Origin of the sequence: Streptococcus mitis (assembly GCF_023109235.1) — a bacterium.
In the GTDB taxonomy this organism is placed as follows: domain Bacteria; phylum Bacillota; class Bacilli; order Lactobacillales; family Streptococcaceae; genus Streptococcus; species Streptococcus mitis_DA.
Window position 1 is genome coordinate 38,085 of the sequence record NZ_JALDUC010000004.1, and the last position, 12,476, is coordinate 50,560.

Annotated in this window: 15 protein-coding genes; 1 reads left to right on the forward strand and 14 read right to left on the reverse strand. The window is 39.6% G+C overall.

Annotation, left to right across the window (positions count from 1 at the left end):
- Positions 1–45 precede the first annotated feature (45 nt).
- From ftsX to M1F55_RS03505, 14 genes are all read right to left on the reverse strand, one after another.
- Positions 46–972: a permease-like cell division protein FtsX gene (gene ftsX / locus M1F55_RS03440; protein WP_000625545.1), complete on the reverse strand. Its 927-nt coding sequence runs from the start codon at positions 970–972 to the stop codon at positions 46–48.
- Positions 965–1,657, reverse strand: a complete 693-nt coding sequence (ftsE, locus tag M1F55_RS03445) for a cell division ATP-binding protein FtsE (RefSeq protein ID WP_000022269.1) — start codon at positions 1,655–1,657, stop codon at positions 965–967. Before ftsE ends, ftsX begins: the two co-directional genes overlap by 8 nt.
- Before the next feature lie 17 nt (positions 1,658–1,674).
- Positions 1,675–2,770 (reverse strand): peptide chain release factor 2 gene (gene prfB / locus M1F55_RS03450; RefSeq protein ID WP_247947281.1). Its coding sequence is split into 2 segments (ribosomal slippage): positions 1,675–2,697 and positions 2,699–2,770, totalling 1,095 coding nucleotides; the frame shifts between segments, so codons are not numbered across the junction.
- A 107-nt stretch (positions 2,771–2,877) separates the two neighbouring features.
- Entirely contained in the window at positions 2,878–3,534 is a 657-nt protein-coding gene (locus tag M1F55_RS03455; protein ID WP_004256822.1) for a CBS domain-containing protein, read from the reverse strand.
- Positions 3,535–3,946: 412 nt separating this feature from the next.
- On the reverse strand, positions 3,947–4,657 hold the full coding sequence (locus tag M1F55_RS03460; protein ID WP_000062219.1) for an ABC transporter ATP-binding protein: 711 nt from the start codon (positions 4,655–4,657) through the stop codon (positions 3,947–3,949).
- Positions 4,657–5,421, reverse strand: a complete 765-nt coding sequence (locus M1F55_RS03465; protein ID WP_001185997.1) for an ABC transporter ATP-binding protein — start codon at positions 5,419–5,421, stop codon at positions 4,657–4,659. The genes M1F55_RS03460 and M1F55_RS03465 overlap by 1 nt, the downstream gene beginning before the upstream one ends.
- Positions 5,421–6,377: a branched-chain amino acid ABC transporter permease gene (locus tag M1F55_RS03470; protein ID WP_000662289.1), complete on the reverse strand. Its 957-nt coding sequence runs from the start codon at positions 6,375–6,377 to the stop codon at positions 5,421–5,423. The genes M1F55_RS03465 and M1F55_RS03470 overlap by 1 nt, the downstream gene beginning before the upstream one ends.
- A 3-nt stretch (positions 6,378–6,380) precedes the next feature.
- Positions 6,381–7,250, reverse strand: coding sequence for a branched-chain amino acid ABC transporter permease (locus M1F55_RS03475; RefSeq protein WP_000941427.1), 870 nt, complete (start codon positions 7,248–7,250; stop codon positions 6,381–6,383).
- Between the two features lie 116 nt (positions 7,251–7,366).
- Positions 7,367–8,527 (reverse strand): ABC transporter substrate-binding protein, encoded by a 1,161-nt coding sequence (locus tag M1F55_RS03480; RefSeq protein ID WP_000726121.1) that lies wholly within the window; start codon positions 8,525–8,527, stop codon positions 7,367–7,369.
- Positions 8,528–8,593: 66 nt separating this feature from the next.
- The gene (locus tag M1F55_RS03485; protein ID WP_000462118.1) at positions 8,594–8,881 is read right to left on the reverse strand and encodes a YlbG family protein; all 288 of its coding nucleotides are present in this window, start codon (positions 8,879–8,881) and stop codon (positions 8,594–8,596) included.
- A gap of 78 nt (positions 8,882–8,959) precedes the next feature.
- Entirely contained in the window at positions 8,960–9,550 is a 591-nt protein-coding gene (gene clpP / locus M1F55_RS03490) for an ATP-dependent Clp protease proteolytic subunit ClpP (RefSeq protein WP_000613475.1), read from the reverse strand.
- Between the two features lie 172 nt (positions 9,551–9,722).
- Entirely contained in the window at positions 9,723–10,352 is a 630-nt protein-coding gene (gene upp / locus M1F55_RS03495; RefSeq protein WP_000515974.1) for a uracil phosphoribosyltransferase, read from the reverse strand.
- An 88-nt stretch (positions 10,353–10,440) separates the two neighbouring features.
- A complete protein-coding gene (locus tag M1F55_RS03500) occupies positions 10,441–10,908 on the reverse strand; it encodes a deoxycytidylate deaminase (RefSeq protein WP_000136976.1) in 468 nt (155 codons plus the stop codon).
- An 18-nt stretch (positions 10,909–10,926) separates the two neighbouring features.
- Entirely contained in the window at positions 10,927–11,484 is a 558-nt protein-coding gene (locus M1F55_RS03505) for a TetR/AcrR family transcriptional regulator (RefSeq protein WP_000004135.1), read from the reverse strand.
- A 124-nt stretch (positions 11,485–11,608) separates the two neighbouring features.
- Between M1F55_RS03505 and M1F55_RS03510 the strand changes: the two genes are divergently transcribed.
- Positions 11,609–12,454 (forward strand): DegV family protein, encoded by an 846-nt coding sequence (locus M1F55_RS03510; protein ID WP_000219922.1) that lies wholly within the window; start codon positions 11,609–11,611, stop codon positions 12,452–12,454.
- Positions 12,455–12,476: the final 22 nt, after the last annotated feature.

Consider the following 12,476-nt stretch of genomic DNA (forward strand, 5'->3'; position numbering starts at 1 on the left):
TAGTAAAAAAGGAGATATTAAAATCTCCTCAAATATACTTCTATTTTAGATTTTCAGGAATCGGCGCATTGAAATTCCTGATCCGATTGAACCGATAAAAATTCCAATCACAAATAATAAGGCAATCATCAGTGGACTGAATACTTCTGGTGATATCATTGAAAGGTTCTGACCAACCAATGACTTATTAACAGATTGGTAAACCATTTTATAGACAATAAATACCAGAACTGATGGAAGTGTTGCTCCAAGCAAACCAATGAAGGCACCTTCAAGCAAGAAAGGTCCGCGGATATAGCCATTCTTAGCACCTACTAAACGCATGATTTGAATTTCACGGCTTCGTGAAATAATGGTGATACGTATAGTATTAGAAATCAAGAACACCGCAATGAAAATCAATAATCCAGCGATAACTAGTCCCCAAACACGAATAAATGAGGCTAACTTAAACAAGCGTTCTGTATTAGCACCACCATCTTGAACTTCTGATACACCTTCGATTTTTTTAGCCTCTTCTGCTACTGTCTTTACATCACTTGGTGTATTTGTATCAACGATATATGCATCATAGAGAGGATTGGCATCGCCTTCAAAGATTTTCCAGTTGTCCCCCATTGTTTCTGTCAACTTTTCATATTGTTCTTCTTTACTTGAAAACGTAACACTTTTAACGGTTGACATACCTTTCAAAGCATCATATACCTTATGGTAGTCGTTATTTGTAACAGTTTGACCTTCTTTTTCAATGGTCTCACTATTATCAGCTACGTCCTTACGAATGTATACCATTACTCGGACATTATTTTCGATATCTGTAGCTAGTTTAGCCGTATTAAAGATAACAGATGCAAATATTGCAACCAAGGTCAAAGTAATCATAACTGAACTAACAGCAGCTACTGTCATCCAGCCATTTCGTTTCAAACTTTTTAACGATTCAAATAAATGACGAAAAAATCTACTAATCATCGTATCCATATTCTCCTTTAGCTTCGTCACGAACGACACGGCCATTTTCAATGGCAATGACACGGTGGCGCAAGGTATTTACAATCTGACTGTTGTGGGTAGCCATCAAGACAGTTGTACCTTGGAGATTGATGCGTTCCAGCAAGTTCATAATTTCCCATGAATTATCTGGGTCCAAGTTTCCTGTTGGTTCGTCCGCAATCAATACTTTTGGATTGTTTACAATGGCACGTGCAATTGCAATCCGTTGCTGTTCTCCCCCTGAAAGTTCATTTGGGAAAGAACGAACCTTATGCTTCAATCCAACCAAGTCTAAGACTTCCATAACACGTTTTTTGATATTACGGCGACTTTCTCCAATTACCTCCATTGCATAAGCAATATTTTCATAAACGGTTTTCTTTGGTAACAGTTTATAATCTTGGAAGACAACCCCAACACTACGACGTAGGAGAGGAACATCTTTCTTTTTAATTTTAACCAGATTAAAACCAGCAACAGATAAGCTTCCTTTTTCGATTTTTACTTCGCGATACAAAGAACGAATAAAGGTTGATTTCCCAGCTCCTGAAGGTCCTACGATGTAAACAAATTCCCCTGGTTGAACGCTTACCGAAACACCACGTAGGGCAGTCGTTCCGTTGTCGTATTTTTTGACGACATCTCTCATTTCAATAATTGACATGTGAGTTCCTTTCTATCTTAGCTGATTCTCCACTTGAGATAGGCATCAATAAAACCATCTAGGTCTCCATCCATAACCTTATCTACTTGTGCAACTTCAAAGCTAGTTCGGTGATCTTTTACCATAGTATATGGCGTAAAAACATATGAACGGATTTGGCTTCCCCATGTGATTTCCTTTTTCTCACCCTTGAGGGAATCAACTTCCGCTGCTTTCTTTTCTTGCTCCATTTGATAGAGCTTAGCCTGCAACATCTTCATGGCACGATCTCTATTTCCATACTGGGTACGATCGACCGTTGACTGGACAACAGTCCCAGTTGGAATGTGTGTTAAACGTACACCTGTTGAAACCTTATTGACGTTTTGTCCACCAGCACCACCTGAACGGAAGGTGTCCATCTTGATATCATCTTCACGGATTTCCACTTCAATGGTATCATCCAACTCTGGCATCACTTCTACAGATGTGAAAGAGGTATGGCGACGTTTAGCAGAGTCAAATGGTGAAATTCGCACCAAACGGTGTACCCCCATTTCTGACTTGAGAAGACCATAGGCATTAGGTCCTTCAAATGATAAGGTTACTGACTTGATACCAGCTTCATCTCCTGCTTGGTAATCCAATACTTCCACTTTAAAGCCTTTAGCATTTCCATAGCGAGTGTACATACGAAGCAACATATCACCCCAGTCCTGAGCCTCAGTACCACCGGATCCTGGATGGATTTCCAAGATGGCATTATTATGGTCATAAGCTTCTGACAAGAGCAAGGTCATCTCGTAACTGGTCATCATCTTATCAAGTTCTGACAACTGTTCAACCAATTCTTCATGTACCGACTCATCTTCAGCTAAAAAGTCTAATAAAATTTCAACTTCATCCTGCAACTCTTCCATCTTATGGAAAGTATTGTAAGTGTTTTTTAATTCATTTAATTCTTGCGACGTTTTTTGGGCCGCGATATTATCGTTCCAAAAATCAGGTTCTGTCATCTTGTTTTCCAAGATAGCAATCTCTTCCTCTAAACCTTCGAGGTCAAAGAGACCCCCTGAAAGAAGCTAATTTTTCACGATTTGCGTCAATTTTCTGACGAATTACTGAAATGTCCATAAATACTCCTTTTTACATCATTTCATTATAGCATATTTTATCATTTCTTTCCATCTTTTGCTCTAATTCCTTATTACACGTAAAAAGAAGCCTTTCGGCTTCCCTTCTTACAAGACTTTTGCTGAGGTACGAGTAATCTCTTCTACTTGAATATTCTCTGATTCAAATTTTTCTTTCAAGGCTGGTAAATCAATTGATCCATCGATTTGAACTTCGATAATCACCTTACCATCCTTACGCGGAATATTGACTGTATGCGAGATATTCAAATTTTCTTCTACAATCAAAGAAACAATCTTTCCGAGTACACCAACTTCATTTTCCGTAACAAAGCGTACACGAATCCCTTCTTCGCCATAACCTGCGATTTCAAGAAAGGCTTGGAAAACGTCACGGTCCGTAATAACCCCATAGACTTGATGGTTATCTACGACAGGAAGAATACCAATCTTGTTTTTCAACATCAGATAAGTTGCATCCTCTAGACTCGCATAGCCTGAAACAGTGACAACATCACGAATCATCACATCTTTTACTTTTGTCTTATTTAGAAGATAATTCATCTCATAGATAGAAAGACTTGTTGCTTTGGATGGACTAGCTTGGGCAATGGTTCCCTCGGTTACTAAACCAACCAATTGATCATTTTCGATAACAGGCAAGCGGTGCAATCCTTGCTCTCTCATTAAATCTGCTGCATGAGATACTGTTGTATCTGGACTAATATAAACTACCTTGCGGGTCATAAAATCTTTAACTGCCATGAAACTTCTCCTTTTCTATTCTTATCCCTATTATACAATCTTTTTGTAAATCTATCAAACGCTTACATTTCTTTTTCAAAATTCAGAAAAGTATGAATAAGCTAGCAAAAAGAGCTCTGAAATAGAGCTCTCTGAATGAAGGTAAGATACATTTCATTCGATTTTTCAATTATTAGAAATTAACCTTTCAATGTAGGTACAGATTTGTTTGCAATCTCAATCTACCGACTAAAAAGGTCCCCCGGACAATAGTGATGATTGCTTCGTAATCCTTATCCACCGATTAAAAAGGTCCCCCGGACTATAATGATGATTACTTCGTAATCCTCATCCACCGACTAAAACAATCCAGTGGATTTGATAATTGCTTCGCAATCTTCATCCGCCGACTAAAAAGGTCCCCCGGACCTTTTTAGCCACCTAGATATGCTTTTCTGACTTCTTCTGATGAAGCGAGTTCTTTTCCTGTTCCTGATAGAACGATTTTCCCTGTTTCCAATACATAGCCTCGGTCAGAGATTGCGAGTGCCTTATTGGCATTTTGTTCAATCAAGAGGACGGTTGTACCTTGTTTCTGGATATCTTGAATGATATCAAAAATTTCTTGGATAAAGATTGGAGCAAGTCCCATTGATGGTTCATCTAAAAGAAGAAGTTTTGGTGTTGACATAAGAGCGCGTCCCATGGCAAGCATTTGTTGTTCCCCTCCTGAAAGAGTGGCTGCATCTTGGTTCTTTCGTTCTTCAAGACGTGGGAAGCGTGAGAAAACTTTCTTCAAGTTAGCTTGATTCTCTTCACGATTTTTCTTTAAGAAAGCCCCCATTTCAAGATTTTCCATCACAGTCAAGCCAGGGAAGACATGGCGTCCTTCTGGAACTTGTGAAAGTCCACCAGCTACGATTTTCTGAGCTGGCATTTTTTGGATTTCTTGACCTAAAAATTCAATTTTTCCTGAACTTGGTCTAACCAAACCAGACAAGGTACGGAGAATAGTTGTCTTACCAGCACCATTGGCACCGATAAGGGAAACAACTTCTCCTTCATTAACTTCAAAGCTTACATCACGGACTGCTTGGATCATACCGTAATGTACAGAAAGATTTTCAACTTTTAACATAGACATTAGGCTTCACCTCCTAGATAAGCTTCGATAACGCGTTTATTGGTCTTAATTTCGTCTGGAGTTCCTTGAGCAATCAAACGACCATATTCAAGTACGTAGATGCGTTCTGTTACTTCCATGACCAGATTCATATCGTGTTCAATCAACATGATTGTAATTTTAAATTCATCTTTGATACGACGAATTAACTCAGTCAATTCTGCTGTTTCCTGTGGGTTCATACCTGCTGCTGGTTCATCTAAAAAGAGAATTTTAGGTTCCGTAGCAAGGGCACGAACAATTTCCAAACGACGTTGTTGTCCGTATGCGAGGTTTTTAGCAAGAGTCTCTGCATCACCATCTAAATCAAAGATTTTCAGCAATTCCAAAGCTTTAGCCTTTAATTCTTTTTCACTCTTATAAAAAGCTGGTAAGCGTAAGAAACTAGCAAAAACATGTTGTTTGTGATGGTTGCCAAAAGCAATCAAAACATTGTCCAAAACTGTTAAATCTTTAAAGAGACGGATATTTTGGAAAGTACGTCCAAGTCCCAAAGAAGCAATCTTATAAGGTGACTTTCCATTCAAAAGGTGACCATCTAAGGTAACTGTTCCCTCACTTGGTTCATAAACACCGGTCAAAAGATTGAAAAGGGTTGTTTTACCAGCTCCGTTTGGACCGATTAGCCCAACCAATTCCCCTTCGTTTAATTCAAGAGTCACATCTCCAACAGCTGTTAGACCGCCAAAATGTTTGGTTAACTGTTTTACTTCAAGTAATGCCATTAGTTTTGTTCCTCCTTCTTAGATTTTTTTAAGAAACGTGATAGGCTCAATTCCCATGTTCCAAGGAGTCCACCTGGTCTGAAAATCATTACCAATACCAAGGCCAAAGCGTAGATAATCATACGAATGCTAGCAACATCTTGGAGAAGCATATTCAAAATTCCAAGGACAATAGCTGAAACGATTGCACCTGTAATGGAACCAAGTCCACCAAATACAACAATAATCAAAACATTGATTGAGTTGATGAAAGTGTAATCTTTCGGTACAACTGAACCGATAAATCCTGCCTGAAGTGACCCTGCAATACTTGCAGTAATGGCACCAAAGACAAAGGCGATGATTTTAATTTTAGTCGTATTAACCCCAACTGACTCAGCAGCGATTTCATCCTCACGAACAGAAAGGGTTGAACGACCAATTGGACTACGCAAGAAGTTCAAGGTTGCAATAGTTGTAATCACGACAAAGAAGTAAACCATTTGCCAAGTTGTAAAGTTAGGAATTCCCAAGATACCTGCCGCACCATTTGTAAGGCTTCCGCCATTGATGATAAAGATACGGATAATTTCAGAAACACCTAGAGTCGCTACCGCAAGATAGTCCCCCTTCAAGCGCAAGGTTGGAATTCCGACAAGCAAGGCAACTGCTCCTGAAAGCAAAGCCCCTACAAGCATAGCTCCAAAGAAGGCACCGTAGGTTGGTGATTTAGAACCAATAATAGCTGCTGCATAGGCACCAATCGCCATGAAACCAGCATGACCAAGTGAAAATTGGCCTGAAAAACCAACGATTAAGTTGAGACCAACAGCCAGAATAATATTAATTCCAATTTGTTGTAAAATCTGTACATAGAATAGATTAAGTACTCCGACTGAAACCAATACACTAATCAAGCCATAGCCAGCTAACAAAAGGAGTAACCATAGAATATTAACTTTTAAATTTTCCTTCATCGTTTACACCTTCTCTTTCACATTTTTACCAAGGATACCAGCTGGGCGGACAATCAAGATCAACAACAAGATTCCATAAACAATGGCATCACGGAAGTCTGACATTCCAAAGGCTGTCGCAAAGGTTTCCAATAGACCAATCACAAAACCACCAAGAGCTGCACCAGGAATAATTCCGATACCACCAAGTACTGCGGCAACGAAAGATTTAAGACCTGGAGTAACTCCCATCAAAGGCTCAAGAGAGTTATAATAGAGGGCAATCAGAACACCAGCCGCACCCGCAAGAGCTGACCCCAAAGCGAAGGTAAAGCTGATAGTACGGTTTACATTGATCCCCATCAATTGCGCCGCATCGCTATCTACGGATACTGCACGCATGGCTTTCCCCATCTTAGTCTTTTGGACAATGACTTGTAACAAAATCATCAAAATCAAGGAAATGGCCAAAATCATTAACTGCACGTTTGTTAGGCTAACTGGTCCCAAATCATAGCGAACTGTTTGAATCGCTTGAGGGAAGGCACGGGTATTAGCACCAACCAGATAGACCATCCCATATTCCAATAGGAAAGAAACCCCAATAGCTGTAATCAAAACAGCAATACGAGTAGAGTGACGCAAAGGTCGGTAAGCAAGGAACTCAATCACGACACCAAGAATGGCTGTCGCTAACATAGCTACAATAAGAGCTACAAAGAAATTCATTTGGAAAGAATTAATCAAGAAATAACCGATAAAGGCTCCCATCATATAAATATCACCGTGGGCGAAGTTGATGAGCTTGATAATTCCGTAAACCATGGTATATCCTAGGGCTAACAGCGCATAAACACTACCTAGAATCAAACCATTTACTAGTTGTTGGAGCATAAGATTCACTCTTTCTATTTATAATTTTGAGGGTTTCCCCTCACTTTTTGATAGGTTCTTAAACACCGAAACAGGGAGTGAGTCAGAGGCTCATTCCCTATTTCAACATTTTTCTATTATGGTTTTACAACTTCTGCTGCTTCAACCTTACCATTGTTCATGGTCATCATGTAAGCAGTTTTGACTGTGTTGTGGTCTGCATCGAAGCTTGTTTGACCAGTTACACCTTCAAAATCTTTTGTTTTAGCAAGGTTATCCTTGATTTCACCTGAGTTTTTAGCACCTTTTGCTGCGTTTGCTACAAGGTGAACTGAGTCATAAGCCAAGGCTGCAAATGTTGAAGGCTCTTCGTTGTACTTAGCACGGTAAGCATCAAGGAAAGCTTTTGCTTTAGCTGAAACTTCTACAGTAGTTGAGAAGCCTGAGATAAAGTAGATGTTTGATGCTTTTTCAGCAGTTGCTTGTTGTACAAACTCTTCACCGTTGAATCCATCACCACCAACGATTGGTTTATCAATTCCCATACCACGCGCTTGGTTTACAATTTTACCAGCTTCAGTGTAGTAACCAGGGACGATGATAGCATCAAAGTCTTTCCCTTTCATTTTTGTAAGGGCTGCTTGAAAGTCTGTGTCACCTGCTACGAAAGTTTCATCTGCAACGATTTCACCTTTGTAAGCTTCACGGAAGGCTTTAGCAATACCTTTAGCATAGTCGCTGGCATTGTCAGTGTAAAGAACAACTTTCTTAGCGTTTAATTTTTCAGTAACATAGTTTGAGATAATTTTTCCTTGGAAGCTATCTTGGAATGTTCCGATAAAGAGGTAATCTTGACCTTTAGTCAATCCATCTTGAGTCGCACTTGGCGAAATCAATGGAACACCTGCTTTTGTAGCGTTAGCTACAGCAGCTGCAGTTGCACCAGATGTCGCAGGTCCTACGATTGCTGATACCTTAGATTGGGTTACTAGGTTAGTTGTTACTGAAGCCGCCTCAGCAGTTTCAGATTTATTATCTTTATCAACTACTTCGATTTGTTTTCCGTCGATACCACCTGCTGCATTGATTTCATCAACGGCAAGTTGGGCACCTTTTTGTTCAGATGTTCCGTAGGCAGCTACGGCACCAGTTTCTTCGAAGTTAAATCCAATTTTGATTGTCTTTTCCTCTACTGAGTTACCAGCAGCGTTTGACGCTCCAGACTTCACTTCTCCACAGGCTGCAAGAAGTGCTACACTTGCAAGCGCCACAAACGATAGGGCAAATTTTTTCTTCATCTTTTTTTGTCTCCTTATTCTTAAATAAATAGCATGTTAAGAATATACCGAATTATCAGAAAATTGTCAACACTTTTCTTGAACTTTTTCGATGATAACGTTTTCCTCTCGATGAAGATTGCCCACAAAGGGTGTTTCCAGCTCTTGGATATGACAAACCCTGACTTTTTTTATAAACTTTTCCTTGCCCAAGCGCCCGACCAATTGCTCCATTTCTTGAGTTGGAACATAGAGTTGTAAGTAACGATGTTTCTTGGAATGATAGGTAATATCTCCATAATCCTGCAATTTTTTGGCATCACGATTATAGTAAAGATAGATAATCAAGCCAGATCGATTGACTTTTTCAAACATGATAAATCCTCTTTCTAAGAAATCTCTCCCTATTATACCAAAAAAAGCAAACCCAGTCGAGTTTGCCTTCTTTGATCATTAATTCAATGAATTGTTGGCCATGATTTCATCAATAAAGCCATATTCAAGTGTTTCTTGGGCACTCATCCAGTTATCGCGTTCTGCATCTGCGTGAACTTTTTCGATTGACTGACCTGAATTTTCAGCCAAGATTTTTTCCAAGGTATTACGAGTTTTAAGCAAGTGTTCTGCAGCAATCGCCATATCGGTTTGCTGAGTACCTCCACCTGTACCACCCATTGGTTGGTGGATCATATACTCTGCATTTGGAAGCATGAAACGTTTGCCTTTTGCTCCACTTGATGCAATGACCGTCCCCATAGATGCTGCCATTCCCATAACAATGGTTTGGACATCTGCCTTGATAAAGTTCATGGTATCAACGATTGCCAAACCAGCTGAAACGGAACCACCAGGTGTATTGACATAAAGGTAAATATCCTTTGTACTATCTTGGGCATCCAAGAAAAGCAACTGGGCAATAACAGAGTTGGCCATATTGTCTTCAACTGGGCCTGTCAGCATAATGATGCGGTCTTTAAGAAGACGTGAGTAAATATCGTAGGAACGTTCTCCACGGCTTGTTTGTTCAATAACTACAGGAATCATTTATTTCTCCTTTTGAGTTTTAATTTTATTGGTCAAATGACTGAAGATAAGACTATTATAATATCTTGGTCAAAAAAGGTCAAATTTTTGCTCTGTTTTCATTAGACAGAAACAAAAATTCAACCTCCTTTCGTGACTGGAAATCCTTTTCCAAGTCAATCTCTTTTTTATTTTATTTTGTACCGAACAAGCGGTCCCCAGCATCTCCAAGACCTGGAACGATATAACCGTGTTCGTTCAAGCGTTCATCCAAGGCTGCTGTAAAGATTTCTACATCTGGATGAGCTTCTTGAAGGGCTTTAACACCTTCTGGAGCAGATACAAGGCAGACAAATTTGATATTTGATGCGCCACGTTTTTTAAGAGAATCAACAGCCAAGATTGCTGAGCCACCTGTTGCCAACATTGGGTCTACCACAAAAATTTGACGTTGGTCAATATCTTCAGGCAATTTCACCAAGTACTCAACTGGTTGAAGCGTTTCTTCATCACGGTACATACCGATGTGGCCAACTTTAGCAGCTGGAACCAAGCTCAAAAGTCCATCAACCATCCCGATACCTGCACGCAAGATTGGAACGATAGCCAATTTCTTACCAGCCAATTGTTTTTGAACTGTTTTTGTGATTGGTGTTTCGATTTCCACATCTTCTAGTGGAAGATCACGAAGTACTTCATATCCCATCAACATTGCAATCTCATCTACTAGCTCACGGAAAGCTTTTGTAGAAGTATCTGTACGACGTAAGATTGACAATTTGTGTTGAATCAGTGGATGATTAATAACTTCAATTTTTCCCATTTTTGGAATTCCTTCTTTCAATTTATTCTTCTTATTATACCAAAAAACGGTTTAAAAATCTTTCTAAACCATTTATTTTTGATATTTTTTACATTAGATCAGCCTCTTTAAGAGCTGTCTGTACTGTCTCAAGTGGTAAATGAGTCAATTCTGTCCCTTTTTCTTGATAAAGGTATTGGGCGTAGTCGTCCATTCTGTACTGGTTGATATAAACCACACGCTTGCAACCAACCTGAAGCAATTGTTTTGTACAGTTTAGACATGGAAAGTGGGTCACATAGGCTGTAAAGCCTTTGGGAACCCCACGTTCTGCACCTTGGAGAATGGCATTAACCTCTGCGTGAAGAGTGCGAACACAGTGACCTTCGATGACCAGACATTCGTGATCAATACAATGCTCAGTCCCTGACACCGAACCATTATAACCAGTGGAAATAACTTTATTATCCTTTACCAAAATTGCGCCCACTTTGGCACGTTTACAAGTGGAACGATTGGCAATTAGTAGAGCTTGGGCTGCAAAATACTCATCCCATGCTAGTCTTTTTTCAGTCATATCTCTTCTCCTTTTTCTCTATTTTTTAAAAAATGGTAAACCTAAATCTGCAATCTTTTCAGCTGGTACCTTCATGCCATCCTTGATCCATTTTAGAAGGACAGAAACGATGGCCGAGCTCCAAAAGGAATGAAGATAAGAGCTGACACCTTTTGATTTCCCATGGTATTTTTCTAAAAATTCCTGCATGGCTTGGACAAAGATTTTTTCCAGATGGTAATCCAAGGCCAATTGAATCACTCTGGCTTCCTTTCTGGCCTCTCGGAAAAGGTGAACCCAGACCAGATAAAGGTCTGTCTTTAAATCATAATGATGCAACTGTTCCATAATATTGTGGACAGTTCGTTTAAAGACGCTTTCTAAAATCTCCTCTTTGGAATCATAATTGCGATAAAAGGCCGCACGCGAAACGCCTGCACGTTTGACCAATTCAGAAATACTAATCTTGGTCAAGTCCTTTTTTTCCAAGAGTTGCAAGAGGGCTGTTTCGATGGCTTCTCTAGTTAATAAATTGGATTCTTGGTTTGATTTTCTGAGATTTTCAAGAGACTTTTCAGAGATTCTACGTTCAGACATAACATTTTCTTTCTACTTGTCACAACAGACGGATGAGGCTTTTGTTTCAAGGGCTTTCATGATATAATTGTAAAAAAAGACAGAACCTTTGTCAATGTATAACTGACAAAGATGGAGAATTTCTATGACTTGGAAGATTATTGCTGACTCTGGTTGTGATTATCGTCAGCTGGCAACACCAGCTATTGACACGACCTTTATAAGTGTCCCCTTAACCATTCAAGTAGCTGATCAGGTCTTTGTTGATGATGCCAATCTTGACATTGACCAAATGATGGAAACCATGTATGCAACTGCAGAAGCTTCAAAATCAGCTTGTCCAAGCCCAGATGATTATTTACGAGCATTTGAAGGAGCCAAAAATATTTTCCTAGTAACCATCACTGGTACTCTTTCTGGCAGTCACAATAGTGCTCAACTAGCAAAGAATATTTATCTTGAAGACCATCCTGATACTAAAATTCATGTAATTGATAGTTTGTCTGCTGGTGGGGAAGTTGACTTGCTCGTAGAAAAATTGAATAACTTGATTGACCAGGGCTTGTCTTTTGAAGAAGTGGTTGAAGCTATCACTGCCTATCAAGAAAAAACCAAGTTGCTCTTTGTTCTGGCCAAGGTCGATAACTTGGTGAAAAACGGCCGTTTGAGCAAGCTTATCGGTACAGTCGTTGGCCTTCTCAACATCCGTATGGTTGGAGAAGCTAGTGAAACCGGAACTCTCGAACTACTACAAAAAGCACGAGGACCAAAGAAATCAGTTCAAGCTGCCTATGATGAGTTAGTAAAAGCTGGATATGCTGGTGGACGTATTATCATGGCCCAACGCAATAACGAGAAATGTTGCCAACAGCTCTCAGAGCGAATTCGCGAAACCTTCCCACAAGCAGATATTAAAATTATCCCAACATCTGGTCTCTGCAGTTTTTATGCAGAAGATGGTGGTTTGCTGATGGGATATGAAATTGATTAATTGCATTCTTGACAAGAGGTGA

What these genes read in the sequence shown, in the direction of transcription:
- ftsX (WP_000625545.1), bottom strand. Translation starts at nt 972, where the DNA reads ATGATTAGTAGATTTTTTCGTCATTTATTTGAATCGTTAAAAAGTTTG.
- ftsE (WP_000022269.1), bottom strand. Translation starts at nt 1,657, where the DNA reads ATGTCAATTATTGAAATGAGAGATGTCGTCAAAAAATACGACAACGGA.
- M1F55_RS03455 (WP_004256822.1), bottom strand. Translation starts at nt 3,534, where the DNA reads ATGGCAGTTAAAGATTTTATGACCCGCAAGGTAGTTTATATTAGTCCA.
- M1F55_RS03460 (WP_000062219.1), bottom strand. Translation starts at nt 4,657, where the DNA reads ATGTCTATGTTAAAAGTTGAAAATCTTTCTGTACATTACGGTATGATC.
- M1F55_RS03465 (WP_001185997.1), bottom strand. Translation starts at nt 5,421, where the DNA reads ATGGCATTACTTGAAGTAAAACAGTTAACCAAACATTTTGGCGGTCTA.
- M1F55_RS03470 (WP_000662289.1), bottom strand. Translation starts at nt 6,377, where the DNA reads ATGAAGGAAAATTTAAAAGTTAATATTCTATGGTTACTCCTTTTGTTA.
- M1F55_RS03475 (WP_000941427.1), bottom strand. Translation starts at nt 7,250, where the DNA reads ATGCTCCAACAACTAGTAAATGGTTTGATTCTAGGTAGTGTTTATGCG.
- M1F55_RS03480 (WP_000726121.1), bottom strand. Translation starts at nt 8,527, where the DNA reads ATGAAGAAAAAATTTGCCCTATCGTTTGTGGCGCTTGCAAGTGTAGCA.
- M1F55_RS03485 (WP_000462118.1), bottom strand. Translation starts at nt 8,881, where the DNA reads ATGTTTGAAAAAGTCAATCGATCTGGCTTGATTATCTATCTTTACTAT.
- clpP (WP_000613475.1), bottom strand. Translation starts at nt 9,550, where the DNA reads ATGATTCCTGTAGTTATTGAACAAACAAGCCGTGGAGAACGTTCCTAC.
- upp (WP_000515974.1), bottom strand. Translation starts at nt 10,352, where the DNA reads ATGGGAAAAATTGAAGTTATTAATCATCCACTGATTCAACACAAATTG.
- M1F55_RS03500 (WP_000136976.1), bottom strand. Translation starts at nt 10,908, where the DNA reads ATGACTGAAAAAAGACTAGCATGGGATGAGTATTTTGCAGCCCAAGCT.
- M1F55_RS03505 (WP_000004135.1), bottom strand. Translation starts at nt 11,484, where the DNA reads ATGTCTGAACGTAGAATCTCTGAAAAGTCTCTTGAAAATCTCAGAAAA.
- M1F55_RS03510 (WP_000219922.1), top strand. Translation starts at nt 11,609, where the DNA reads ATGACTTGGAAGATTATTGCTGACTCTGGTTGTGATTATCGTCAGCTG.